This window comes from Chryseobacterium edaphi, from assembly GCF_025628985.1.
GTDB classification, from domain to species: Bacteria; Bacteroidota; Bacteroidia; order Flavobacteriales; family Weeksellaceae; genus Chryseobacterium; species Chryseobacterium edaphi.
The window spans coordinates 64,717-88,923 of record NZ_JAOTEM010000007.1 but is presented as its reverse complement, the minus strand read 5'-3'; the positions used below and the strand labels follow the sequence as shown (position 1 = coordinate 88,923).

The following is a 24,207-nucleotide window of genomic DNA, read 5'->3' as shown; positions in this document are numbered from 1 at the left end:
CTTGAATTTTTGTTTCTTTTGTTTCAAGACAAAAGAAATTAATATTATCCATTCACAATCCTCATCACATCATCCTTATACGTTTCCCCAATCGGAATAATAAAATCTCCAACGTGAATATTTCTATTGACAATTGTTTTTATATCTTTCACAGGTAAAATATAAGAACGGTGAACACGGATAAAATCTTTCTCGGAAAGCTTTTCCATAATATTTTTCATCGAAGAACGGGCGGTGATTTTTGAAGAATCTTTTAAATGAATCTGAATGTAATCGTCCAAACCTTCAATCAGCTGAATGTCATTAAAATTGATCTTGTGAAGCTTGTAATCTGCACGAATCGACAAATGTTTTGCTTCATCTTTTTCGTCATTCATTTTTACTTTTTCAACGGCAGTTTTAAATCTTTCAAATGAAAAAGGTTTCAGAAGATAATCAACCGCATTCACATTGAAAGCATCAACTGCATATTCAGAGTAAGCCGTCGTGAAGATCACTTTTGTGTTTTGGGAAATGCTTTTATAAAAATCAAGTCCGTTTTTTGTCGGCATTTCAATATCAAGAAAGATGAGATCGACCGGAAATTTGTTGAGGTGTTTTTGGGCATCACTTTGTTTGTTGAAAATTTTTTCCAGCGTTAAATTTTCAATTTTTTCGGAATAATTCTCGATGATTTTCAGGGCAAGAATTTCGTCATCCAAAGCAATGGCTCTTATCATATTTAGCTTAAATTGATGGTTAAATCTACTTCATAAGTCTTTTCAGTTTCGTTGATTTTCACAGTGTGTTTTTCAGGATAAATTTGATTTAAATGCTCGAAAGTATTTCTTAAACCAATTTTCAAACTGTTTTCGTCGGAGATATTCGTATTAACAATATTATTGAAAACAGTAAAATTCAAAACATTTTCCTGAACAATCAATTTTACTGCAATTTTTGAATTTTCTTCAGCATTAAAGCCATATTTAAAAGCATTTTCAACAAACGTAACCAAAATAAAAGGTGCAATTTTCAGATTCTTCAGATCACCAATTTCCGTGTACGAAAAATCTAAACTGTTGTCGGTTCTTACCAATTGCAATGCAATATAATCTTTGATGTAATCAATTTCTTTAGTCAATTCTACAAAATCTTTGCTGCTTTCCTGCACGACATATCGCATCACGTTGGAAAGTTTCAGAATTCCGTTGGGCGCATCGTCGGATTTTAACAATGCTAATGAGTAAATAGAATTGAGAATATTAAATAAAAAATGTGGCTGCAATTGATATTTTAAATTGAGCAATTCTGCTTTCGCCTTTAATCTTTCCAGCTCTTTTTTCTCGTTGTTCCGATAGATAAATAATGAAGATAAAAAAGAAAATAAAAACGGAAGCACAGAAGAAAAAATCATCTGATAATAAGATCCGTCATTTCTCGGACCGAAATTTTCAAAACGGGGTCTTCCTACCATCGGTGGAGAAGGCATATTTCCATTCGGTGGTCGCATTTCGGGAGGTCTCATTTGCATTGAAGGTTCTGACGCAAATAAGTTTTGTGAAGAAAGATAATAAGGCAAAAATACCATCAATGCAAAACTTGCTGCCACGCAAACTGAAAAGATCGTGTATTTCTTTTTACTGAAAAACTTTGGGAGAAAAAGATTTAGATTTAAATAAAAAAAGATAATGACGAGTACAAATCTGATGAATTCCCGCTGAAAAGGTGAAACCCTGAAAACCGATAAAGTACCATCAAAATCCGGCGACGAAACAATCGGAATCGTTAAAAGCAACGGAATCAGGATGATATGGGGCAGAAGTTTTTTCACCTAAAAAATTAAGAGTTAACGATTTGATTTTTATATTCATTCATTAATGTCGCAAAATTTTTCGCAGACATTCCATAAGTATCGGGAAATGCTCCAGTTTTCGATTTTACTGTGGCGTCAATCACATTTTCATCAAGCTCAAAAGTCACCGTTTTCATGACAACGATATTTCTGGTACCAAAACTTTTTATCGCTTGCCACGGTATAAAAGTGGTTTTGAATAGCGTTTTCATCTCGATTCCTGTTTCATTGAGTTTCAAATAAGTAGCATTCGGGATAAAATTAATGACGTAAACAATAAAACACATTCCAAAAAAGAGAATGTTTAAAACAGCAACCCAAATATTTTTATCTAAAAGACTAATCCCTAAAATCACAAAGCCTAAACTGATCAACATTAGAAAAATATTTTTAGTTTTTCCCGGATAAAATGTAATTGGTAATTTCTGCATGATAATTTTTAAAATTCAAATGTATATAAAAAGCTTCGTAATTAAGATATTTCGATCAAACTTCCTCTTTCCTCATCTTTCGTAATATTGAGCGACACAGGAATTTTTTCTTTCAGTTCTTCAACGTGCGAAATAATTCCTACGATTCTGTTTTCTTTTTGAAGGCTCATCAAAGTCTCAAAAACAACATTCACAGATTCCAGATCCTGAGTTCCGAAACCTTCATCGATAAAGAAGAAATTCTTTTCCGATTTTGCATTCGCCTGAACACTTTCTGCCAAAGCCAAAGCCAGACTCAGAGAAACCTGAAAAGCCTGTCCGCCAGACAACGTTTTTACACTTCGGCTTCTACCTTCGTTGAGATAATCTACAATTTCAAAATCGTTGTTTTCATTGAGTTGAAGACTCAGCTGATTTCTGGTCATTCTGTGGAAACGGACATTTGCATGATCGCACAACTGACGAAGATAAATTGACGAAACATATTGCACAAAACCGGCTCCTTTAAAGAGATTGGTCATTACTTTCAGATTGTCTGCACGTTTCTGAAGTTTGGATAATTCAACTAAAAGATTTCCTTTTTTCTTAAATTCTTTCTCTAATCTTTCGATTTCTGAACTGATTTTCACAACCGAATCATTAGCAATTTTCACTTCACTTTCAATCGTTTTAAACTGAATTTCAACTACTGAAAACTGTTCTTCATCAAATGAAAAATCTTTCAGTTTCGTTTCGAGTTCAGAAATTCCGTTTTTCAGCGTTTCAAAATCGATTCTGAATTTCTGAATTTTATTTCTTGTTTCTTGAATATCAATTTTCTGTGATAAAATTGACTGAACTTCGATTAAATCTGTAAAATTTTGTTCGGTTAACGATTGCTTGATCAAATTTTCATTGTCAGAAATTTCTTTTTCAAGTTCTGAAATTCTTTTTTCGAGTTGACTGACGATTGTTTTTTGTTCCGCAAGTTTTGGTGAAAGCTCTTTCTCTTTTTTTATTAAATTCTGATAATTCTGCTCTGTTTCAAGATTTGACTGTGCGAGTTTTTGGTAGCTTTCTTCAACTTCAACAATCGCCTTTTCCTCATAATCTTTCCAATTCATAATTTTCAGATTTGATTCATTGGTTTTTATCTGTTCGGCTTTTTTCGCTTCATCCAACCTGAATTTTTCCAAAGCTTTGTTGTAATAATCAAGGGTTTCGCGCTCTTTTTCAAGATTTTTCTGTTCCTGAGAAAAATTCTGACTGATCTGCTCAATCTGTTTTTCTATTTCAAAAGACTGCAAACGTTTTTGTTCAAATTCAGTTTCATTTTCGGAATTAAATTCTTTCCAGATAAAGTTCTGGGTATGATTTTGAACATTGATCTGAATTTGTTTTAAAATTTCCTCTTCAAATTTCAATTGCTCTTCAAAAATAATCTGACGATCTAGAATTTTCTCAATTTCTAAAGATTTTTTCTGAATTTCCTGCTTTTGATTTTCAAGATTTTCAATTTGTTTTTGCAATTCATTCAGTTCAGAGTTTACATCATCAAATTCTACAACGTTCGGATGTTCCAACGATCCACAAAGTGGACAAGATTCTCCGTCATGCAATTCACTCGCAAAATGTGATAACTTTTGCTGAACTTCCAGATGTTTTTGTTTTTCCGTAAGTTCTTTTTTCTGAATTTCTAAAGCATCAATTTGAGTTTTAAAATCATTTTTAAAACTTTCAATATTGATTTCAAAAGGTTTTAATTCTGCTGAAATCTTTTCAATTTCGGCTTTTTTTTGATCGGTTTTTTCGGTTTGTTTTTGAAAAGATTCACTCAGATTTTTCTTTTCTAAAAACCAATTTCCGACATTAATGATTAAAGTGGATTCTAATTTTTTTGGCTTTAAAACTTCTGTTTCCTGTGCAAGTTCGGTAAGTTTCTTTTCAATCAGTTTATTATTGGCTTCAACTTCCTGTACTTTTTCCGAACCTTTTTTGGTTCTGTCCTTCAGAATTTCTATTTCATCAGAAAACTTCAGCATTTGCAAAATTAAATTCAGATCGTTTTCCTGAATTTTTGACTGATCCAAAGCTGCAAATTTGGGTAAAATCGCTGACAGTTTTTCCGTTAAAGATTTAAATTCAGCCTCAGTTTCCAACAAAATTTTAGTCTGATTTTCTTTATCCTTTTGATGAGATTCAATTTCTTTTTGAAGTTTATTTTTCTCAATAATTATAGGATTAAAAGTGCGAAAAACCTGATCAAACAATTCAGTTTGTGTATCTAAAATATCAATTTCAGTTTTTTCAACAGAAAGTTTTTCGAAATCTTCTTTTTTCTTTTTTAAAAGTTCAAAATCTTCTTTTAAATTTTTGAGTTGCTGATATTTTTCTCCGATCTGCTTAAACTGAATCTGTATCAATTCAAGTTTTTGATTTTCAAGCTGCAAAGTTTCTTTTTGATTGGAAATCTGTTCTTCGTTTACTTCTTCAAAACCTTTCAACTGACCTTCCAATTGATCCAGTTCTGATCTGTTTTTAGCACTTAGAACCGAAACATTATTCTGAAGATCAAATCTTTGAAGATTAAAAATCTCCTTCATCATATTCGTTCTTTCAGTTGCTCCAAGTTCCAGGAATTCTTTGAACTGACCTTGCGGAATAATGATTGTGCGCTTGAAATTTTCGTAGCTCAAATTCCCATTTATTTTCTTTATATCAGTATGATCTAAAGGAATCCATTTGTTATTTTGATCTTCATACAAAACTACTGAAGAGGGCTTAACATCGCTGAAGTTTTTTGAATTACGTTTTGCTTCTCTTGTAATTCTAAATTTTTTATTTTCAAAATTGATAAAATCAAATTCAATATATGATTTGCTTGATTTTAAATTCATCATATTATACGAACGTTTGTCTTGCCTGTTTAGACGCTCGGTTTCGCCGTAAAGCGCAAACGAAATTGCTTCCAAAATCGATGATTTTCCCGAACCTACTGAACCGAAAATGCCGAATAAACCAGCCTCTGTAAGGCTTTTAAAATCAATTGTTTGACGCTCTTGATATGAATACAAACCTTCAATAATTAACTGAACAGGAATCATAGATTAGTAGTTTTCGATTTCTTTAAATAAATTTATTAATTCCTCATTAGGCTCCTGTCCATTATTTTTAAATTTAAAATATTCAATAAATAAAGGGAGAGGATCTCGACTAATATTAATTTCATTCAACGGATTTTCATTAAAATTCTGATTTTTAATTTTCGGAATAAAATGCACAATTCCGTCGTGAGATTGATGAATCAATTTTATTTCCTCAACTTTCGGAAAAGTTCTACTTTCTAAAGTGAGTTCGACCAAAGCATTCGGATTTTCGCTTAGCCACTCAACCGTTTTTTCAACAGAATCAAAAGTTTTTCTCACGAGTATTTTTCCGTTTTTTAAAGCTAATTTTTCAAATGAAACTTCTTTATTGGGTTCAGCCTCAATGATAGAAACATATTTCGTTTGTCCGGCTTCGCTGAAACTGTAGCAAAGTGGTGACGAAGAATAAACAACAGGCTTTTCCAAAGTTCCGATATTTTGAAATCCATGTAAATGTCCTAAAGCTGTATATTGGATCTGCGGAGGAATAATATCAGAATAAATAAGGTCTGCATTACCAATCTTGATCGGTTTTTCACCTTCCGGTTCTTCAAGAATCGGCGCTCCTTTTTTATTGATGTATAAATGAGCTATTAAAAGATTGACTCCATTTTCATCACAGAATTCATTGGCGATGGCTGCCCAATTTTCTGCCAAAACTTTGTTGAGTTCTTCCTCCTTGTTTTCGCCAAAATATTCTTTTAAACGAACTTCATTCGCATAAGGTGTATGTAAAATTCTTATAGGAAAGTTTTGATTTTTTAATTGTAATTCAATAAAACTATTTGTAGAATTTGAAATCTTAAAATGTTCCAATTCAAAAGGAGTAATATTAGCTTTTGGATGACCGATTAAGATAATTCCGCATTCTCTTGCCAACGGATCCGGAGCGTCGATGAGATTTGGTGAATCGTGATTTCCTGAAATCGCAATGACAGGACGTTTTCCGTTTAATGATAAACGTTTTAAAGTTTTATAAAAAAGTTCTGTCGCCTCAACACTCGGATTAAAATTGTCGAACAAATCTCCGGCAATTAAAACAAGATCAACATTTTGTTCATCGGCAATTTCAACAATTTCATTTAAAACCAAGACCTGTTCTTCCAGACGTGAAAAACGATCGAGACGTTTGCCTAAATGCCAATCGGCGGTGTGGAGGATTTTCATTTTATTTCGTCTTCTTGTTCCTTTTCTGCAGCTGATTTAGCTTTCGTATTTTCACGCATTTCCTTCAAGCGGTTTTTTCTTTTCAGTTCTGCTTCCTGAATTTTTCGCTTTTTGTTGGCGATTATCTTATTGTATGTTTTTTTATTGGCGTCTGTATTTCTACTCATCTCAACATTCTTTAGGTAGATTTTACTTTAAAATTGGTATTGCTAAATTAATCTATTCTTTTAGAGAAAACTTATCTCAAATGGTATTTCAGTACTTAAATATAAAGTTTTATTTATTCAAAAATAATTTTATTTAAAACCAGTCAGTTTGAGAACGAGCAATTTTTTAGGTTATTTAAAACGGTATTGTGTAAAACAACCGGAGTTATACAGTCTTGTTTGTAACGAAATACAATTTTATTTCTATTTTTACAGCATGGAGCAACAATCAAAAGATCCTTTACACGGAAAACGTCTTGATGCCATTTTGGAAGAATTGGTAGATTATTATAACGGCTTTGAGGAATTAGGAAAACAAATCAATATCAAATGTTTTACGGACAACCCAAGTATCAATTCCTCACTGAAATTTTTACGGAAAACCGATTGGGCAAGAGCGAAAGTAGAAAGTCTGTATCTGTATGTTTTGAGACAGAAAAAAAAGGCTGAAGCAAAAAACAAAAAGTAGTATCCTTCAGATAATTCTTTAAACATATTTCCTTAATCAATTCTTTCAAAAACAGTATATTTGTGCCGTTTAATCGTGAAAAAGATCACGCAAAAAAAGAAATATGACTATTGATAACAATCATGTGGTAGCTGTAAAGTACATTCTTCACACTATCGAAGAGGACGGAAGCAAAATCCTTGTAGAAGAAACGACTGCAGAAAATCCGCTTACATTTTTATATGGAGTTGGAATGATGATTCCAAAATTTGAACAAAATATCTTAGGTTTGAAAGCTGGTGATAAAGCCGATTTTGTAATTCAGCCGGAAGAAGCTTACGGTGAAAAACAGGAAGATGCTATTGCACAATTGCCAATCGATATGTTTGGTGAAGCTGGAATTCCACCAGTAGGAGCTATCTTACCATTATCTGATGATCAGGGAAATAATTTCCAGGCGTTTGTGGTAGAAGTTACTCCTGAAGCTGTCATTGCAGATCTTAATCATCCAATGGCTGGGAAAGTTTTGGATTTCCAGGTTGAAATTTTGAATACGCGTCCTGCAACAGAAGAAGAATTGGCTCACGGTCACGCTCATGGAGTTGACGGAGACGAAGCTCACTAATAATATTTAAATATAATATGAAATGTCCGACTTTTGATCGGACATTTTGTTGTTATTAATTAAATCATTCTAAAAATTCTCCAGAAACATAATACCAACGGTTTTGAATCATTTTGAATGTTGATAATTCATGATGAATTTGTCTTTGTCCGTCCTCATCAGTGTAATATGCTTTAAATTCCACTTTATTCATGGATGGTTTATCTACAATTTCCAGTTTTGTCCATTCATTAATTTCTCCCCATTCCTGCAAATCTTTTGTATTGTGAAATTGTCTCTTGCTCGGAGATGTTGTCTCCATTAAATATTTTCCGTTCGGAATGGCAAATGCCGAAAATCTTGAACGCATCAATGCTTCTGCAGTTGGTGCATGTTTTTCTCCTGTGTGATAAGGTTTGCAACATTCTTCGTAGTGTTTTCCGGAGCAGCAGGGGCAGTTCATTTTTTTGATTTTTATTTAAAAACAAATTTACACGAATATTTTTTGCGCGAATATCATAAAGCTGAAATCTGCTAGGGATTATATTTTATCTTTAAAAGAAAGAAGCACTCAAAATGAATGCTTTTAAAATTTATTTAATAAAACCTCTATTTCTCAACAACGGCTTGATATCCGGATCGTGTCCCGTGAAATCTCTGAATGCCTGATTCAGATCAACTGAATTTCCTACTGAAAGAATATATTTTCTGAAACGGTCACCATTTTCCCTGGTCAATCCACCGTTTTTCATAATCCATTCCCACGCGTCGCTGTCTAAAGTTTCAGACCATAAATATGCGTAATATCCTGCTGAATAACCACCTCCCCAAATGTGTGCAAAATAAGGAGTGTGATATCTTGGCGGAACCGTTGATAAATTAAATCCGTGGTTATTTAAAGATTGTTTTTCGAAATCTAAAACTGGAAGCAATTGTCCTGCGTTTGTTACAGAATGCCAATCCATATCCAAAGCAGCGGCAGAAACCAACTCAGTTGTCATGTAACCCTGATTAAATGTTGCTGCATTTTTAATTTTATCAACCAAAGCTTGTGGAATCGGCTGTTTCGTTTCGTAATGAATTGCATAGTTTTTCAAAACTATAGGATCTAAAGCCCAATGTTCATTGATCTGCGAAGGAAATTCCACAAAATCTCTCGGAACATTAGTTCCTGAAAGTGAAGGATATTTCTGGTTGGCAAACATTCCGTGGATCGAATGACCAAACTCATGGAAAATGGTAGTCACATCATCATAACTGATTAATGAAGGTTTTCCCGGAGCCGGTTTCTGATAATTGTAACAGTTGACAATCACCGGTTTTGTTCCTAACAGATAAGATTGTTCAACGAAATTACTCATCCATGCGCCACCATTTTTTGAATCTCTCGTATAGAAATCTAAATAATAGATTGCGAAAGATTTTCCATCGTGATCGAAAACTTCGTAGGTTACAACATCGGGATGATAAACCGGAAGATCTGTTCTCTTTTTGAAAGTTAGACCGTAGAATTTTTCGGCAGCAAAGAAAACACCTTTTTCTAAAACGGTTGTGATTTCAAAATATGGCTTGATCTGGTTTTCATCTAAGTCAAACTTCGCTTTTCTCACCTGTTCAGCGTAAAAATTCCAATCCCAAGGTTCCAATTTGAAACCACCTTTTTGTTGGTCGATCAAATCCTGAATATCTTTTGCTTCACGTCTTGCAGTTTCTACAGCAGGAGTTGCCAATTGATTCATTAATTTAACTGCTGCATCAGGATTTTTTGCCATTTGATCCTGCAATTTCCATTCTGCGAAACTTTTTTTTCCTAAAATCTGAGCTTTTTTCAATCTTAAGCTTGCCAATTTTTCAATGGTTTCTCTGGTGTCACTGTTTCCACCTTTTTCGGCTCTCATCCATGAAGCTTTAAAAACTTTTTCACGGGTTGCTCGATTGGTCAGGTTTTGTAAGACTGGTTGTTGTGTTGTGTTTTGAAGTGCTAAAAGATATTTTCCTTCTTTTCCTGCAGTTTTTGCGTCGGCTGCGGCAGCTGCAATTTCATCAGCTGAAAGTCCGTCTAATTCTTTAACATTATCAATGATAATTCCGCCTTCTTTTCTCGCTTCAAGCAATTTATTGGAATATTGCGTTGACAAAGAAGCCATTTCCTGATTGTACTGCTTTAGCTTTTCTTTATCTGCTCCCGAAAGATTAGCTCCGGCAATTTCAAAATTTTGTTTGTAGAATTGTAATAATCTTTTGCTTTCAGAATCTAAACCGTTTTCGGAAATAGATTTAATTCTGTTATATAAATTTTCATTCAGATACATTTTATCAGAATGGGCCGCAAAAATAGGAGCAAATTCTTCGTCTAAAGCCTGTAATGTAGGATTTGTATTTGCACTGGTCAAATTTGAAAAAACTGTTACAGCTCTTTTCAGAACTTCGCCACTTTTTTCTAAGGCGACAACTGTATTTTCGAAAGTTGCTGCTTCAGAATTGTTGGCAATTTTGAGGATTTCAGCGTCATGCTGTTTTAGACCAAATTCAAAAGCAGGTTTGAAGTGTTCGTTTTTAATCTTATCAAATTCCGGAGCTTCGTACTGAAGCTTACTTTTTTTCATAAACGGATTCGAGGAAAGCGAAGAATCCGGAACAGGAATTTCCTGTTTTATATCGTTTGTTTTCATTGTGGTACATGAGTAATTGAATGCCAAAGCAGAAATTAATAATGCTGATGAAATGTTTTTCATAAATGAATTATTATTAAAGTCTAAAGGTATTAAAAGTAATTGATAAATGATGTGCAACTACTTTTTATGCATCAGAACAAACACTCATTCACAAATTTCTTAAATGATGTAATATTTTTTATATTTTAGTTGTCATTATTAATACAAACAAAATTCATTAAAACCAACCATGAAATATCCAGCAATTTTACTTTTTTCCGGCCTGATTGTTCTTTCCGCATGCAATGAAAAATCTGAAAAATCTAGGTGGCTTCCTGATGTTACCAATAAAGATCACGGACCATTAAAACAAAAAGAATTTAGTGGAGATTTTGACGAAATCGAAGTTTCTCAGGCAATTGAAGCTGAAATCATCAAATCTGATGTCGAAAAAGTAGTTATTTCTGCACCTGCCAATATTATTGATGAGGTTTTGGTAGAAAGAAGAGGCGGAAAAATTCATATTCATTACAACACAGGATTCCGAGTGATGAACACGAACAATGTAAAAGCTAAAATTTATGCGAAAGATTTCGTGAAGCTGATTGCCAATTCTGCAGCAAGTATTAATGTAAAAGATAAATTTACCCAAGAAAAAACAGATGTTGAAGCTTCAAGCGCTGCAAGTATCACAGGACATTTGGAAGCAAACGATCTGGAAATTTCTGTTGACAGCAGCAGTAGTTTTGACGGAAAAATCTGGGCTGTAGATTTGGATGTAGATGCATCTTCGGCAGCAAGTATTTCAATTTCAGGAAAATCTAAAAATGCAGAACTGAGTTCTTCTTCAGGAAGCAGTATCAACGGAAAAGATGTCGTTGTTGAAAATCTGAAAGCAGATGCTTCAAGTGGTGCAAGTTTAGAAGTAAGTGCAACGTCAACAGTTGATGCAGAAGCTTCTTCTGGAGGTAGTGTGAATGTTTATAAAAAAGGAAATGTGACGACCGTGAAAAAAGAAGAAAGCAGCGGTGGAAGTGTTTCTATTCAATAAATTAGTCTTTGTTTTCCTCATCGTCTTCTTCGGCGGAAGATGAAGAACCTTCCCAATTTTTACCATCAAAATTGAGATTGTCATAAGCCAATAAATCCTCCTCTCTCTGGAGGATTTCTTTTGTTGTAAATAAACGGATTTCGTCATCGTCATCGGATTTTGCCAGTTTCCTGATGGATGCTTTATCAATTGCCATAAATCTTTGACCGAGACGTCTTGCTGCATATTTTCGCATTCCGGTTTCGTGAAGAACATCGACTGCCATATCGACAGCAGTTCCTAAAGTTTCACGGTAAATATTGTCGATTCCGTTATTTAAATATGAATAGGCATCGATTCTGTTTTTCGCACGGACAAATATTTTCACATCAGGATAATGTTCACTTACCAGTTCCGCAATAAATTTATTGTCGCCTGAATTATCAAGACATAAAACCAAAATTTCGGCATCCTCAATTCCTGCAGCTCTCAAAACCGGAATTCTTGTGGCATCTCCGTAATACACTTTAAAACCATAACCTCTAAGTAATTTTACCCGGTCGGAATCTCTATCGAGAACGGTTGCTTTAATTTTATTTGCTTTCAGAAGACGACCAACTGTACTTCCAAAATGACCAAATCCAACGATGATAATTTTCTTTTGTGGAATATTGTTTTCGAGAATATCAAAATCACTTTTTTCGTCTGGAATTCCACTTAAGAATTTTGGTGTAATCAATTTATCATTAATGATTAAAAAAAACGGAGTGATGCACATCGTAATTGCTGTAACTGCCATCATTTGTGCATTTAATTCTGCTCCAAAAAGATAGAGATCGGATCCGTAATTGATCAATACAAAAGCAAATTCCCCGACTTGCGATAATGCAAATGCGTAGAACAAACTCTGCGGATTATCCATTTTAAAAAACTTACCTATAGAAAAAAGAACAGCAAATTTTACAGCCAAAACTGTGAATACTGTTGAGAATATAAATAAAGGATCTGCTGCAATGACATTAAAATTCATCGTTGAACCTACACTCACAAAAAAGACGGCAAGTAGCAATCCTTTGAACGGATCGATCTGCGCCTCCAATTCATGTCGGAATTCACTGTTTGCCAGCATGACACCTGCCAAGAAAGCTCCCAAAGCGGGAGAAAGCCCGATGGAAACCATTAATTCAGAAACTCCAATAACTAAAAAAAGGGAAGAGGCGGTCAACAATTCTGTCATTCCGGCTTTTGAAACATATCTTAAAAATGGAACGAAAACATATCTTCCCAATAAAATCAAAATGACAACTCCCAAGATTACCGTTCCTGCCTGAAGCCATTCAGGAAGTTTCTGGATTAAAACCTGAACTTCATTTTCATTCTGTTTCGCCTTTGAATGAGCAAGCAGAGGCAAAATGGCCAAAATGGGAATCACCGCAATATCTTGAAATAATAGGGTAGAGAACGAGGCTTCACCTGCAACGGTTTTGAAACTATTTTTTTCCTGCAAAGTTTGAAGGACGATAGCTGTAGAGGAAAGCGCAAAACACATGGCAACGGCAAAAGCTTTGTCGATTTTCCAGCCAACGGCGATGAATATTAAAAATAATAATGCAATCGTCAAAACCATTTGAGTCATTCCCAAGCCGAGAATTTTCTTCCGCATTTCCCAGAACTTTCTCGGTTCCAATTCCAGACCAACTAAAAAAAGAAGCATGATAACTCCAAATTCACTGGCGTGCATAATGTCGTTAACATCTTTTCCTGTGAGTTTGAGAACGTAAGGACCAATAATAATTCCACCTAAAATATAGCCGATCACCGAACTTAGACCCAGCTTTCTCGCCAACGGAACCATAATAATAGCAACTCCTAAGAAGAGGAGAGTGTTCATGGCTAAAGTAGATTCCATACTATTGATTTAAAAGTTTTGCAAATTTTTGTTTGTGTAAAATGATTTCTTTTTTTGAAAGTTTGTTGGCTTCGTAAACGATAATGATGTCTTTGATGTTGGCTTTGAAAACCTTTAAAGAAACAATCAGTCCGCTTATTAGTTCTTCAACCGTGTAACCATAAGTGCCTTCTTTGCTGAACGATCTTTCTTTTCCACCGGTTGTCACAACGATGTAGACTTCTTTTCCTTCTAAGGGATTGTCTTCTCCCTCATTTAGCCAGTTTCTATCGAAAACTTCGTCGATCCAGAGTCTTAACAAAGGTGGCATCCCAAACCAGATGAGTGGAAACTGAAAGATAAAACGGTCGTAATTTTTCAGGCGTTTTCGCTCACGAAAAGCTGCGATATGAAAATCAGGATATTCTTCGTAAAGGTCGCGTAAGGTAAAATGCTGATGACGAACGTAGAAGTTGATCAACTCTACGTTTGAGTTTGAGTGTTCCAAATAAGGATGCGCAAAAACTGCCAGCGTTTTCTTCATAGAACCTGTTTTTAGTAAATATAATTAAAAAATATTAGATAAAAGCCGTTTTTGAGTCGTTTCTATTAACTTTTCAACATGAAAAATTGAATTTAATATTAAAATATAAAGAAATTTTATAATTGTAGAGTTTTAAATTTGATCAAAAAAGGAAAAATCGGTCTGAAAATGACCGATTCTATATTTGTTAAACTGATTTAAAAATGATGTATGCAAATAATTCGTAAAAAATAAGAGTTTCGTTTGTCATTCCGAAAGAAACCAGACTTCTTTTAAATATTCGTTGAGATTCCTCCGGAATGACAACAAAGTAAATAAAAGTGATTTTACCATCCTCCAGAAGCACCGCCACCTCCAAAACTTCCGCCACCGCCGAATCCTCCAAAACCGCCGCCGCCCGAACTTCCTCCTCCGAAACCTCCACCGCCAAAACTTCCAGGGAAAGGGAAGAATCCTCCGGGATAATTTCTGCGCCCTCTTCGGCTTAGAATTACGTCTCCATCGTCGTCACCACCACCTCTGTTTCTAAACAAAACAATAAGAATGATGAAAATTACAAAGCCGATAACAATTAATTTAGTAACACTGATTTCTCCCGATTTTTTTTTATTGGCTAAAGGCTTAAATTTACCCTGAACAGCTTCCATAATCGCAGAAGTTCCTCTGTTGATTCCTTCATACCATTTTCCCTGTTTAAAATTTGGAGTGACTATATAATCAAGAATCTGTCCGGCAACTGAAGCTGTTAAATATTGTTCAACAGCTCGACCTTGCTGAATCGACATGGTTCTGTCTTCGGTTGCAATTAGGAAAACAACCCCATTGTCTACATCTTTTTGTCCGATCCCCCATTTTTCACCAAACATGGTTGCAAGATAATTGATGTCTTCGCCTTTAGTTGAAGGAATGATAATGACTTCAATTTCCGTTGAAGTAGAATCTGCAAATTTGATAAGCTTGTTATTGAGTTCAGTTTTTTCCTGATTGGTTAAAAGATTTCCTTCATCGTAAACAGGATATAAGACTGCTGGTTTTTCAGGAATAGTGTATTGTGCCGATACAAAAGAGTAGAAGCAAATAAGGAAAAATGAAAACAGTATTTTAAGAGAACGTAATCTCATTGGGTAATTCGTTGTGGTTTTCTCCAGTTATGGGAAAGTGTTTTTTGAGTTCGAGACCGGTTTCTAGAATAGCACTTTTTAAGGCTTTATAATAATTGCCTTTTGCAAATTCTGACGTGATAAAATCATGAAGATGATCCCAATACGACTGATTTACTTTTGCGTGAATTCCAGTATCGCCTATAATTGTAAGGTATTTCTGCTCAAAATTAACATGAAAAAGAACCGCGTTTTTTTCTGCAGTTTTATCCTTACAAAGTTCAGTGAATACCTCAAAAGCAGTTTCTGCATTGTTGTTATCAGTAGTTGAATCAATATGCACCCGAATCTCTCCAGTAGAATGATCTTCTGCCGACTGAATAGCTTCCACGAGGGAAGCTATTTGTTGATCTGTAAGAAACTGATTCATCTTATTCTGTGAAAACTTCCGGTGCTTTTTCTGCACCTGCAGCTGCCTTGAAGTATGGTTTTTCTTTAAAATTGGTGAAATTCGCCAGAATATTATTCGGGAATGTCTTGATTGAAGTATTGTAATCCTGAGCAGCTCCATTATAATAAACGGTTTCGGTTCTAATACTGTTTTCTATCGCAGTGTATTCTCTCTGGAAATTAATATATTGTTGATCAGCTTTCAAATTTGGATAAGATTCTACCACAGCCATCAATCTGCTCAATGCTCCTGATAATTCTCCCTGCGCTGCCTGGAATTTAGCCAAATCAGCTTCGGTCATATTTGTTGGATCGATGTTGATCGATGTGGCTTTTGAACGAGCTTCCACAACTTTAGTTAAAGTTTCCTGTTCGAATTTTGAGTAAGATTTTACTGTTCTTTCCAAATTTGGAATCAGGTTGGCTCGTTTCTGATAAACGGTTTCAACATTAGACCATTTGGTATTGACAGTCTGTTCTTTGGTGACGAAATTGTTGTATCCGCTTTTTCCCCAGAAAAATAATACAGCAACGATAATTAAAAGAGCAATACCGATGGTTCCGGCGCTCAGGCAACCTTTGTTTTTCATATGTGAGTTTTTATTTATTTTTTTAATAGTTATTTGAAGTGTTGTTCTGCAGCTTTAAGAGAGTTTTCTAATGATGCAGATTGATTATTTTTAATTTTTCTTGTGCTACCCAAATATACAAATTATGTGCTAATTTTGCAGAAAATTAATTAAATGACAACAATAGTGGTCGCGATGGGCGAGAAAAACGAAATTGGTGCTGATAACCAATTGCTTTGGCATCTTCCGAAAGATTTAAAACATTTTAAAGATATTACATCGGGACATCCGATCATTATGGGAAGAAAAACCTATGAGAGCATTGGGAAAGCACTGCCAAATCGTACTAATATTGTTATTTCCAGAAAGAAAAACTGGTTTGAGGAAGGGATTTTAATTGTAGGAAGTATTAAAGAAGCCGTGAAATTTGCAAAAAAAATCGATGAAAATATTTTCATTATTGGTGGCGGAAATGTTTACGAACAAACAATGGAAATCGCTGACAGATTAGAAGTTACTCTGGTAAAAGCAGAATTAAAAGCCGATACTTTTTTTCCTAAGATTGATTCAAAAATCTGGAGATTATCTGAAGAAGTTTTCCATGAAAAAGATGAGAAAAATCAATACGATTTCTCTTTTCAGTCTTATGAAAAAATAAAGACAGATTAGTTGTTATAATTCTAGCTTCTAACATCTAGCTTCTAACATCAAAATTCTTTATCTTTGCACTTCTAAATTTTAATAATGAACAAATACATAAAAATCGCAGTTGCGGCACTTCTGATTCTGGGAGGTCTTTACATGATGATTTTCACAAGAAACTTAGGATGGGGAATCGTGGTTTTCCTTTTATCTGCTTTACCTATTTTCTTATTTTTTAAAAATGAAAATATTCTTTTGGCATTTTGGCAACTGAGAAAACAGGATATGGTAAAAGCTTCGAAATTTTTAACTAATATCACTGATTATAAATCTCAGCTTCACAAAACTCAATATGGTTATTACCATTATCTTCAAGGGTTGGTTTTAGCTCAGGATCACCCAACGAAAGTTGAACCGTTGATGAAAAAAGCTTTAGAATATGGCTTAAATATGAAGCATGACCGAGCGATGGCAACACTAAATTTGGCAGCCGGAGCAATTTCTAAAGGAAGAAGACAGGAAGGACAAAGACTTTTGGATGAAGCAAAAGCATTGGATACTGCGGGAATGATGACCGATCAGATTAAAATGATGAAAGATCAGTTGAAAATGCCTACGATGCAAAAGCATATTCACAATCCTCACATGAGAAACAGAGGGAAGTTCTAATAAGACGACTCATTTAAATAAAAGAAATGCACCAAATTGTTTGGTGCATTTTTATGTCTAATAGCTTAATCTACATTTCCGAATTACTTTCATACCCATAAAATTTAGGAATTTGCCATTGGTATTTTACGGCTAAAGTTCTTACGCTTACAATCATTAAAATTGTGAAAATCTGAATAAAAGTATAAGAAAGAGTTGTGAAATGTGTCAATAATAAAAATGTTGAACCGCCAATAATACAGGCACTTGCATAAATTTCTTTTCTGAAAATCAAAGGAATTCTGTTTAATAAAATATCCCGAATAATTCCACCAAAACAACCTGTTATGGTTCCTAAACCAATGCATATTAAAGGATGAATGTCTAAATTTAAACCTTTCTGAACGCCGATAATCGTAAATAATCCCAATCCGAAACTGTCAAAAATAAACAAAGTGACTTTGAAATTTTTCTCAATAGATTTAAAGATCATCGAGAAAATGCTTGTTGCCAGGATCAAACCGCACATCAAAAGATCATGCATCCAGAAAACCGGAATGTCTAAAAGTAAATCTCTCACCGTTCCGCCACCAACAGAAGTCACGAAAGCTATAATCAAAACACCAAACGGATCAAGTCTTTTCTGCATTGCAGCAAAACTTCCCGACATCGAAAATGAGATCGTCCCGAGAATTTCTATAGCTAAATTGAGCTGCTCATGCATATATTTCTACTTGTTTTTCTCAACACGAACCGCATCTGGAACCAACAATTCATATTCGCCACCGTGATTGATAATCTCTCTTACAATGCTGCTGCTGATGAATGATTTTCCAGATGAAGTTAGCAAGAAAACAGTTTCAAGTTTTTTGTGAGCTAAAGTTCGATTGGTATGTGCGATTGCTTTTTCAAACTCAAAATCTGCAGGGTTTCTAAGGCCTCTTAAAATGAACTGAGCATTTTTCTCAAAGCAATAATCAACAGTCAAGCCTTCAAAATGATCTACTTCAACATTTGGAAATTCGGCGACTGAATTTTGTATGAATTCCATTCTTTTTTCGAGCGGAAACATATATTTTTTCTGAGAATTCTGCCCGATTGCAATGATGACTTTGTCAAAAAGTGCCGCAGCTCTCTCAATAATATCGTAATGTCCTAATGTAATAGGATCAAAAGATCCCGGAAAAACGGCAATTTTCATGCGTAATTAATTATAGGTTATAGGCTTAAATCTGGAGTTGAAAAAATCAAAGTATCTCACTTTGATCTTCCAACATCTATCTTCCAGTCTTTATTTCTTTTTATTTAAAGCTTTTTCAACTTCATTTCCGCAAAGATCTTTAATGGAAATTCCGTAGATTTTTGCCTGTTGAGGAAGAATACTTGCAGGAGAAAAACCAGGATTGGTATTCATTTCCAACATGTACGGAATGCCATCCATCAAAATAAATTCACTTCTGGAAAAGCCACTCATTCCTAGAGAATCGTAAGCTCTTTTCGCAATTTCTTCTACTCTTTTTGTGGTTTCATCATCAATTCTCGCAGGAGTAATTTCTTCTGAAGCACCTTCGTATTTGGCTTCGTAGTCAAAGAATTCATTTTGAGGAACAATCTCTGTAATTCCTAAAACAATGGTTTCTCCTTTGAAATCTATAACGCCAACAGAAACTTCCATTCCGTCAAGAAAGCTTTCAATTAAAATTTCGTCATCTTCTTTAAAAGCAATTTCCGTTGCGGCAATCAGTTCAGACTGATCTTTCACTTTAGAAATTCCAAGTGACGAACCTGACTGATTGGGCTTCACAAAAACAGGAAGTCCAAGATTTTCTATAATTTCGCCAACATTAATTTCTTCTCCTTTTCTTAAATAGAAACTTTTCGCAGACGGAATTCCGTATTTTGATAAAACGGCTAAAGTATCTTTTTTGTTAAACGTCAAAGCACTCTGATAAAAATCACATCCGGTATAAGTTTGTCCGATAGCGTCCCAATAAGCTTGTAAGATTCCGTTTTCGCCGGGAGTTCCGTGGATAATGTTGAAGCAAACGTCAAATTTTAAAGTTTCATTTGTATTTAAACTAACTGAAAAATCTCCTTTATTAATAGGAAGTTTGTTTTCGTTTTCATCTAAAAAGTACCATTCGTCTTTTAGAATGACTACTTTATATACATTATATTGATCTCTGTCTAAAGAATCATAGATCAACTGCCCACTTTTCAGGGAAACTTTATATTCGTTAGAATAGCCTCCCATCACTACAGCAACGTGTTTTTTGCTCATATCCGTTTATATCATTTAAGGCAAATTTAATGAAATTATATCACGCACGAATTGAATTTAGGAAAATTTGAAACAAATGCTAATTCTGTTAAATAAAAAGTGCAATCAAAAATTATTAGTTATATTTGCCGTTATAATTCAAGTATTTTTAAGTATGCTTAAATCACTTTTCAATTGGAAAGTTTTAGTTAATTTATTAGTAGCGATCGCTGTTTTCGTGGGATTGGTATGGCTTACATTTCGTTGGCTGGAGTACCATACAAACCATGGGCAAGAGATTCCTGTTCCTAATGTTGTTAATAAATCTGTACATGATGCTGTCAAAATTTTAGAAGACACAGGTCTCGATTATGAAGTAGACAGCGCAACCTATAATCCTAAATACAGACCTTTTCAGGTTCTTCAGGTATATCCAGCTCCGGGCTCTCGTGTAAAGGACGGAAGAGCAATCACTTTAAAAGTTAACCCAAGAAGTTGGGCTCCTGTTGCTGTACCAGATGTTATCAATAAATATTCGGGTCTTGCATTCCAAAGATTGGATCAGGTTGGTCTGAAAGTGGGAGATACTATTTTTGAACCGAGCATTCAGAAAGATGCGGTTTTGAGAATATTATTTAAAGGACAGTCTTTAAGTCCGGGAACAAAAATTCCAAGATTCTCAATTATTGATGTTGTAGTAGGTTCTGGACCGATGAGAAATATTTCAATACCAAATGTTGTAGGTTTGACGGTGAAAGAAGCTAGAGCACTTATTGCTAGAAACCTGTTTGAAGTAGGAATCGTAGACCATGAAGATGGCGGTAAAGATGAATCTGATATCATTTATTATCAGGATCCGGCTGCAGGTGATGCGAGAGATCAGGGAATGCAGATTGATCTTTGGGCGAGTAAAAAAACTCCGGCAGAACTTCGTGATAAAATTGATCAGCTGAATTCTACTTACAGAATGAAAATTGATACTACATTGCCTCCAATCAGGTATGAAGAAGTTCCAAATTTTCAGGATGAACCGGTAAATAATGTTCCGCCTCCCGCAGTAACTCCGAAACCGGTAACTCCAAAAGCGAGTGTGCAATCAACCACTAAGCCAGTCAGTACGACAAAAACTACTGAGACGAAGCCAAAAACTTCTGGTGGAAATCCAGACAACTCAGCGAAGCCGGCAACGCCTGCTGCTGAAAAACCAAAAGGTAAAAAAGTTATCATTTAAAAGATAGCTTCATAATAAAATTCAGGCTTCAACTTTAAAATGTTGGAGCCTTTTATGTAAAAAAGAATAGAATGACAGAAGATAACGAAGAATTTTTAGACGAAGAATTATTAGATCCCAACAATGTAGATATTGATGAGGAAAATAAGGGTTTGTACGAGCATGTAAACATTACTGTTGATGGCAAACAAGAACCTTTAAGAATAGATAAATTCCTTTTAAATTTCCGTCAGAATTCTTCAAGAAATAAAATTTCGCAAACGTGCAGAGCTGGAAACGTTGTAGTAAACGGAAATCCTGTGAAGCAGAACTATCGTGTGAAGCCGGGGGATCAAATTTCTCTATTGCTTGCTCATCCACCGAGATTGAATGTTATCATTTCTCAGGATATTCCAATCAATATTGTGTATGAAGATGATGATCTTGTTGTTGTCGATAAAGAGCCGGGAATGGTAGTGCATCCCGGATTCGGAAACTGGGACGGAACTTTAGTGAATGCTTTGGCTTTTCATTTTGATAAGAAAGGTGAAAAGTCAGATCTGGATAGAGTAGGATTGGTTCACAGAATCGATAAAGATACTTCCGGACTTTTAGTTATTGCTAAAAACGAATATGCATTAAGCTTTCTTGCTAAACAGTTTTTTGAAAGAAAAACCAAGAGATTATATTGGGCTTTTGTTTGGGGAAACGTAAAAGAAGACACAGGAACGATTACAGGTCATATTGGAAGACATCCCAAGAATCGAATGCAGATGTATACTTATGTCGACGGAAGCGCAGGAAAGCATGCCGTAACGCATTATAAAGTTTTGGAAAGATTTAAATACATGACCTGGGTAGAATGCAAATTGGAAACAGGAAGAACGCATCAGATCCGTGCACATTTTAAACATATTGGTCATACTTTATTCAATGACGAGCGATATGAAGGAAATATCGCCCTTCGTGGAGTTAATTTGCCTAAATACAAGCAATTTGTAAAAAATGTTTTTGATATTTTGCCAAGACATGCACTTCATGCCCATACTCTCGGATTTATACACCCCACGACCAAAAAGGAATTGTATTTTGAGAGCCCAATGCCTCAAGATATGGCGGATGCCGTAAAAAAATGGAGAAATTATTTAGAAAACTAAAAATATATTGAGAATTTTTTTATATTTGTTGAATTGAAATCAAGATTTGTTATGAGAAAACTATATGCTATCGTATGTTTAGCTCTTTTGTCTAATGCGTACAAAGCACAAGAATCATTACCATACTATCAGCAATATCTATTAGATGGTGAGTTCCTGTTCAACCCTGCACAATATGGTAAAACGGACTATGTACAGCTTAATCTAAACTATCAACAACAATTTTCAAAATTTAGCGAATCTCCAAACGTACAGTCTGTGGGAATCAACGCTAATATTTTTGATAGAGTGGGAGCGGGTATTTCCGTTTTCAGAGATAGCAACGGTCCTATATCTGCAGGAGGTATTACAGCGGGAGCTTCTTATTTTATCCCATTAAGCAGTGAAGGGGATAGAAAAGATCAGTTTTCTTTTGGTACGAGTGTTAATTTTTATAATATGAATTTTGATTATTCTAAAATTAATACAGAAGACGGTTACGATCCATTGTTGCAAGGAAACGAAAGCAATATCTTTATGGCTTATGCAAACTTCGGTTTAGCTGCTACATACAAAGGGTTATTTGGAGGTGTTTCGGTAAATGATATTGCATTGAGCAATGACGAATCTATCGTTAACAACTATGAGCCATCACCAATCAAATTCTTCTTAAACTTAGGATATGACTGGAAGATCGCAGATAATATTGCAATTACTCCTTCAGCTTTAATCAACTTAAATACAAATTCTACAAGAATGATGGATTTAAACTTGATGGCTACATTCTCAAATGACATCAATGCATTCTCTTTCGGAGTTAGCTACAGAGGTGTTCAAAACAGATTTGATAACCAACAGTTGAGTATTTCTCCGATTGTAAAGGTGAGATTCAACAAATTTATGATCGGTGCTACTTACAACCTTGGAATGTCTGACATTCAGGAATACGGTGGAAACAGCTTCATGATCGGTTTAGGTTACAACTTTGATAACTTTATTAATCATAGAGGATTTAGATATTAATCTGATTTAATTTAAATAAATTTGAGCTCTGAATTTTTTCAGAGCTTTTTTTATGATCTACATTCACATTCCTTTCTGCAAACAGAAGTGCAGCTATTGCAATTTTCATTTTTCAACGTCTTTAAATTTTAAAGATGAAATGATTGCCGCGATGAAAAAAGAGATATTTCTCCGCAAAGATGAACTTCAAAATAAAAATCTACAGTCCCTTTATTTCGGTGGCGGAACTCCTTCCATTCTTACTGGTGACGAAATCAAGTCATTGATTGATGAGGTTTTGAAATATTTTAGTTTTAATTCGGATATTGAAATTACTTTAGAAGCAAATCCAGATGATTTAGATAAAAACTTTTTAAAACAACTGTCAAGTTCTCCTGTTAATCGTCTTTCAATCGGGACACAAAGCTTTTTTGATGAAGATCTACGGTTGATGAATCGTGCGCATAATGCTTCTGATGCGGAAGGTTCTATCAAAAGAGCTCAGGATTTTGGCTTTGAGAACTTAAGTATAGATCTGATTTACGGCTCACCAACTTCCAATTTAGAAATTTGGAAACAAAATTTAAATAAAACCATCGCGCTTGAAGTTCCCCATATTTCATCTTATGCATTGACAGTCGAACCAAAAACTGCTTTGGAAAAATGGATTGCCAACGGAAAAGTTTCAAATCCGAAGGAAGAAGAACAGAACAGAGAGTTTTATTACATGATTGATTTTCTGAAAGATCATGATTTTGATCATTATGAAATCTCCAATTTTGCAAAAAAAGGCTTTCATTCAAGGCATAATTCTGCATATTGGAAGTATAGTGAGTACTTAGGAATCGGGCCTTCTGCACATTCTTACAACGGATTTGATGTAAGAAGCTGGAATATTGCCCATAATCAACAGTACATCAAAAAATTAAACTCAAATCTTTTAGCTAAAGAGACAGAAATTCTTTCAACTAAAGATCAGTTTAATGAAATGATCATGATCGGATTGAGAACAACTTGGGGCGTAGATCTTGAAAGTTTGAAAAATAAATTTAAAGAAGAAATTTTAGATACATTTAATAAAGAAATTCAACAAAAATTGGCTAATGGAATTTTAATTAAAGAAAATAATCACCTCAAAATTCCTGAAAAACATTGGTTTATGGCAGACGGAATTGCTTCAGATTTGTTTCAGGTTTAAAAAACTGAAAACTAGAATCTACAATTTAAAATCTTTAAGTATTTTTGCATAAAATTTCATTCGT

At 34.5% G+C, this 24,207-nt stretch carries 25 protein-coding genes; 9 read left to right on the top strand and 16 right to left on the bottom strand.

Annotation, left to right across the window (positions count from 1 at the left end; genetic code table 11):
* Positions 1-44: 44 nt before the first annotated feature.
* From NZ698_RS18920 to NZ698_RS18895, 6 genes are read right to left on the bottom strand one after another with little or no spacing between them, the layout of a single operon-like run.
* Entirely contained in the window at positions 45-719 is a 675-nt protein-coding gene (locus NZ698_RS18920) for a LytR/AlgR family response regulator transcription factor (protein ID WP_263004806.1), read from the bottom strand.
* Between the two features lie 2 nt (positions 720-721).
* Positions 722-1,810 carry a sensor histidine kinase gene (locus NZ698_RS19540; protein WP_263004805.1) on the bottom strand — a complete coding sequence of 363 codons (1,089 nt, stop codon included), beginning with the start codon at positions 1,808-1,810 and terminating at the stop codon, positions 722-724.
* Between the two features lie 8 nt (positions 1,811-1,818).
* The gene (locus tag NZ698_RS18910) at positions 1,819-2,262 is read right to left on the bottom strand and encodes an STM3941 family protein (RefSeq protein ID WP_263004804.1); all 444 of its coding nucleotides are present in this window, start codon (positions 2,260-2,262) and stop codon (positions 1,819-1,821) included.
* 41 nt (positions 2,263-2,303) lie between these two features.
* The gene (locus NZ698_RS18905; protein ID WP_263004803.1) at positions 2,304-5,345 is read right to left on the bottom strand and encodes an AAA family ATPase; all 3,042 of its coding nucleotides are present in this window, start codon (positions 5,343-5,345) and stop codon (positions 2,304-2,306) included.
* A 3-nt stretch (positions 5,346-5,348) separates the two neighbouring features.
* The gene (locus NZ698_RS18900; RefSeq protein WP_263004802.1) at positions 5,349-6,554 is read right to left on the bottom strand and encodes a metallophosphoesterase family protein; all 1,206 of its coding nucleotides are present in this window, start codon (positions 6,552-6,554) and stop codon (positions 5,349-5,351) included.
* Positions 6,551-6,721, bottom strand: a complete 171-nt coding sequence (locus tag NZ698_RS18895; protein ID WP_263004801.1) for a hypothetical protein — start codon at positions 6,719-6,721, stop codon at positions 6,551-6,553. Before NZ698_RS18895 ends, NZ698_RS18900 begins: the two co-directional genes overlap by 4 nt.
* A 256-nt stretch (positions 6,722-6,977) precedes the next feature.
* Between NZ698_RS18895 and NZ698_RS18890 the strand changes: the two genes are divergently transcribed.
* Positions 6,978-7,229: a VF530 family protein gene (locus NZ698_RS18890; RefSeq protein ID WP_263004800.1), complete on the top strand. Its 252-nt coding sequence runs from the start codon at positions 6,978-6,980 to the stop codon at positions 7,227-7,229.
* A 103-nt stretch (positions 7,230-7,332) separates the two neighbouring features.
* Complete coding sequence (locus tag NZ698_RS18885) at positions 7,333-7,833, top strand: FKBP-type peptidyl-prolyl cis-trans isomerase (protein WP_263004799.1); 501 nt, start codon at positions 7,333-7,335, stop codon at positions 7,831-7,833.
* A gap of 64 nt (positions 7,834-7,897) precedes the next feature.
* Here NZ698_RS18885 and NZ698_RS18880 read toward each other — a convergent pair whose 3' ends face one another.
* Both NZ698_RS18880 and NZ698_RS18875 read right to left on the bottom strand, forming a co-directional pair.
* A complete protein-coding gene (locus NZ698_RS18880; RefSeq protein ID WP_263004798.1) occupies positions 7,898-8,275 on the bottom strand; it encodes a YchJ family protein in 378 nt (125 codons plus the stop codon).
* A gap of 130 nt (positions 8,276-8,405) precedes the next feature.
* Entirely contained in the window at positions 8,406-10,547 is a 2,142-nt protein-coding gene (locus tag NZ698_RS18875; protein WP_263004797.1) for a M3 family metallopeptidase, read from the bottom strand.
* A gap of 169 nt (positions 10,548-10,716) precedes the next feature.
* Here NZ698_RS18875 and NZ698_RS18870 point away from each other — a divergent pair, with 169 nt between their 5' ends.
* Positions 10,717-11,517, top strand: coding sequence for a head GIN domain-containing protein (locus NZ698_RS18870; protein ID WP_263004796.1), 801 nt, complete (start codon positions 10,717-10,719; stop codon positions 11,515-11,517).
* Position 11,518: 1 nt separating this feature from the next.
* Here NZ698_RS18870 and NZ698_RS18865 read toward each other — a convergent pair whose 3' ends face one another.
* The 5 genes from NZ698_RS18865 to NZ698_RS18845 all read right to left on the bottom strand — a co-directional run bounded on the left by NZ698_RS18865 (position 11,519) and on the right by NZ698_RS18845 (position 16,068).
* Positions 11,519-13,405, bottom strand: a complete 1,887-nt coding sequence (locus NZ698_RS18865) for a monovalent cation:proton antiporter-2 (CPA2) family protein (protein WP_263004795.1) — start codon at positions 13,403-13,405, stop codon at positions 11,519-11,521.
* A 1-nt stretch (position 13,406) separates the two neighbouring features.
* Complete coding sequence (locus tag NZ698_RS18860) at positions 13,407-13,928, bottom strand: NAD(P)H-dependent oxidoreductase (RefSeq protein WP_263004794.1); 522 nt, start codon at positions 13,926-13,928, stop codon at positions 13,407-13,409.
* Between the two features lie 326 nt (positions 13,929-14,254).
* The gene (locus NZ698_RS18855; protein ID WP_263004793.1) at positions 14,255-15,049 is read right to left on the bottom strand and encodes a TPM domain-containing protein; all 795 of its coding nucleotides are present in this window, start codon (positions 15,047-15,049) and stop codon (positions 14,255-14,257) included.
* Positions 15,030-15,458: a TPM domain-containing protein gene (locus tag NZ698_RS18850; RefSeq protein ID WP_263004792.1), complete on the bottom strand. Its 429-nt coding sequence runs from the start codon at positions 15,456-15,458 to the stop codon at positions 15,030-15,032. Before NZ698_RS18850 ends, NZ698_RS18855 begins: the two co-directional genes overlap by 20 nt.
* 1 nt (position 15,459) lies before the next feature.
* Complete coding sequence (locus NZ698_RS18845; protein ID WP_263004791.1) at positions 15,460-16,068, bottom strand: LemA family protein; 609 nt, start codon at positions 16,066-16,068, stop codon at positions 15,460-15,462.
* 153 nt (positions 16,069-16,221) lie between these two features.
* Here NZ698_RS18845 and NZ698_RS18840 point away from each other — a divergent pair, with 153 nt between their 5' ends.
* Together NZ698_RS18840 and NZ698_RS18835 are read left to right on the top strand one after the other, a co-directional pair.
* On the top strand, positions 16,222-16,716 hold the full coding sequence (locus NZ698_RS18840; RefSeq protein ID WP_263004790.1) for a dihydrofolate reductase: 495 nt from the start codon (positions 16,222-16,224) through the stop codon (positions 16,714-16,716).
* A gap of 75 nt (positions 16,717-16,791) precedes the next feature.
* Positions 16,792-17,358 (top strand): DUF2892 domain-containing protein, encoded by a 567-nt coding sequence (locus NZ698_RS18835; RefSeq protein ID WP_263004789.1) that lies wholly within the window; start codon positions 16,792-16,794, stop codon positions 17,356-17,358.
* 70 nt (positions 17,359-17,428) lie between these two features.
* Here the strand turns inward: NZ698_RS18835 and NZ698_RS18830 are convergent, their stop codons facing one another.
* The 3 genes from NZ698_RS18830 to NZ698_RS18820 form a co-directional block, all read right to left on the bottom strand.
* Positions 17,429-18,061, bottom strand: a complete 633-nt coding sequence (locus tag NZ698_RS18830; protein ID WP_263004788.1) for a trimeric intracellular cation channel family protein — start codon at positions 18,059-18,061, stop codon at positions 17,429-17,431.
* A gap of 6 nt (positions 18,062-18,067) precedes the next feature.
* Positions 18,068-18,538, bottom strand: coding sequence for a pantetheine-phosphate adenylyltransferase (coaD, locus tag NZ698_RS18825; RefSeq protein ID WP_263004787.1), 471 nt, complete (start codon positions 18,536-18,538; stop codon positions 18,068-18,070).
* Between the two features lie 90 nt (positions 18,539-18,628).
* Positions 18,629-19,618 carry a D-alanine--D-alanine ligase gene (locus tag NZ698_RS18820; RefSeq protein WP_263004786.1) on the bottom strand — a complete coding sequence of 330 codons (990 nt, stop codon included), beginning with the start codon at positions 19,616-19,618 and terminating at the stop codon, positions 18,629-18,631.
* Between the two features lie 154 nt (positions 19,619-19,772).
* On the opposite strand from NZ698_RS18820, the gene NZ698_RS18815 reads away from it, so the two are divergent.
* The 4 genes from NZ698_RS18815 (at position 19,773) to hemW (ending at position 24,143) form a co-directional block, all read left to right on the top strand.
* Positions 19,773-20,828, top strand: a complete 1,056-nt coding sequence (locus NZ698_RS18815; protein ID WP_263004785.1) for a PASTA domain-containing protein — start codon at positions 19,773-19,775, stop codon at positions 20,826-20,828.
* A 71-nt stretch (positions 20,829-20,899) separates the two neighbouring features.
* On the top strand, positions 20,900-21,964 hold the full coding sequence (locus NZ698_RS18810) for an RluA family pseudouridine synthase (protein WP_263004784.1): 1,065 nt from the start codon (positions 20,900-20,902) through the stop codon (positions 21,962-21,964).
* Positions 21,965-22,015: 51 nt separating this feature from the next.
* Positions 22,016-22,966, top strand: coding sequence for a PorP/SprF family type IX secretion system membrane protein (locus tag NZ698_RS18805; protein WP_263004783.1), 951 nt, complete (start codon positions 22,016-22,018; stop codon positions 22,964-22,966).
* A gap of 52 nt (positions 22,967-23,018) precedes the next feature.
* Positions 23,019-24,143 (top strand): radical SAM family heme chaperone HemW, encoded by a 1,125-nt coding sequence (gene hemW, locus NZ698_RS18800; RefSeq protein ID WP_263004782.1) that lies wholly within the window; start codon positions 23,019-23,021, stop codon positions 24,141-24,143.
* Positions 24,144-24,207 lie beyond the last annotated feature (64 nt).

What these genes read in the sequence shown, in the direction of transcription:
- NZ698_RS18890 (WP_263004800.1), top strand. Translation starts at nt 6,978, where the DNA reads ATGGAGCAACAATCAAAAGATCCTTTACACGGAAAACGTCTTGATGCC.
- NZ698_RS18875 (WP_263004797.1), bottom strand. Translation starts at nt 10,547, where the DNA reads ATGAAAAACATTTCATCAGCATTATTAATTTCTGCTTTGGCATTCAAT.
- NZ698_RS18835 (WP_263004789.1), top strand. Translation starts at nt 16,792, where the DNA reads ATGAACAAATACATAAAAATCGCAGTTGCGGCACTTCTGATTCTGGGA.
- NZ698_RS18920 (WP_263004806.1), bottom strand. Translation starts at nt 719, where the DNA reads ATGATAAGAGCCATTGCTTTGGATGACGAAATTCTTGCCCTGAAAATC.
- NZ698_RS18860 (WP_263004794.1), bottom strand. Translation starts at nt 13,928, where the DNA reads ATGAAGAAAACGCTGGCAGTTTTTGCGCATCCTTATTTGGAACACTCA.
- NZ698_RS18885 (WP_263004799.1), top strand. Translation starts at nt 7,333, where the DNA reads ATGACTATTGATAACAATCATGTGGTAGCTGTAAAGTACATTCTTCAC.
- NZ698_RS18850 (WP_263004792.1), bottom strand. Translation starts at nt 15,458, where the DNA reads ATGAATCAGTTTCTTACAGATCAACAAATAGCTTCCCTCGTGGAAGCT.
- NZ698_RS18870 (WP_263004796.1), top strand. Translation starts at nt 10,717, where the DNA reads ATGAAATATCCAGCAATTTTACTTTTTTCCGGCCTGATTGTTCTTTCC.
- NZ698_RS18910 (WP_263004804.1), bottom strand. Translation starts at nt 2,262, where the DNA reads ATGCAGAAATTACCAATTACATTTTATCCGGGAAAAACTAAAAATATT.
- hemW (WP_263004782.1), top strand. Translation starts at nt 23,019, where the DNA reads ATGATCTACATTCACATTCCTTTCTGCAAACAGAAGTGCAGCTATTGC.
- NZ698_RS18815 (WP_263004785.1), top strand. Translation starts at nt 19,773, where the DNA reads ATGCTTAAATCACTTTTCAATTGGAAAGTTTTAGTTAATTTATTAGTA.
- NZ698_RS18905 (WP_263004803.1), bottom strand. Translation starts at nt 5,345, where the DNA reads ATGATTCCTGTTCAGTTAATTATTGAAGGTTTGTATTCATATCAAGAG.
- NZ698_RS18845 (WP_263004791.1), bottom strand. Translation starts at nt 16,068, where the DNA reads ATGAAAAACAAAGGTTGCCTGAGCGCCGGAACCATCGGTATTGCTCTT.
- NZ698_RS18810 (WP_263004784.1), top strand. Translation starts at nt 20,900, where the DNA reads ATGACAGAAGATAACGAAGAATTTTTAGACGAAGAATTATTAGATCCC.
- NZ698_RS18880 (WP_263004798.1), bottom strand. Translation starts at nt 8,275, where the DNA reads ATGAACTGCCCCTGCTGCTCCGGAAAACACTACGAAGAATGTTGCAAA.
- NZ698_RS18805 (WP_263004783.1), top strand. Translation starts at nt 22,016, where the DNA reads ATGAGAAAACTATATGCTATCGTATGTTTAGCTCTTTTGTCTAATGCG.
- coaD (WP_263004787.1), bottom strand. Translation starts at nt 18,538, where the DNA reads ATGAAAATTGCCGTTTTTCCGGGATCTTTTGATCCTATTACATTAGGA.
- NZ698_RS18865 (WP_263004795.1), bottom strand. Translation starts at nt 13,405, where the DNA reads ATGGAATCTACTTTAGCCATGAACACTCTCCTCTTCTTAGGAGTTGCT.
- NZ698_RS18895 (WP_263004801.1), bottom strand. Translation starts at nt 6,721, where the DNA reads ATGAGTAGAAATACAGACGCCAATAAAAAAACATACAATAAGATAATC.
- NZ698_RS18820 (WP_263004786.1), bottom strand. Translation starts at nt 19,618, where the DNA reads ATGAGCAAAAAACACGTTGCTGTAGTGATGGGAGGCTATTCTAACGAA.
- NZ698_RS18855 (WP_263004793.1), bottom strand. Translation starts at nt 15,049, where the DNA reads ATGAGATTACGTTCTCTTAAAATACTGTTTTCATTTTTCCTTATTTGC.
- NZ698_RS18840 (WP_263004790.1), top strand. Translation starts at nt 16,222, where the DNA reads ATGACAACAATAGTGGTCGCGATGGGCGAGAAAAACGAAATTGGTGCT.
- NZ698_RS18900 (WP_263004802.1), bottom strand. Translation starts at nt 6,554, where the DNA reads ATGAAAATCCTCCACACCGCCGATTGGCATTTAGGCAAACGTCTCGAT.
- NZ698_RS18830 (WP_263004788.1), bottom strand. Translation starts at nt 18,061, where the DNA reads ATGCATGAGCAGCTCAATTTAGCTATAGAAATTCTCGGGACGATCTCA.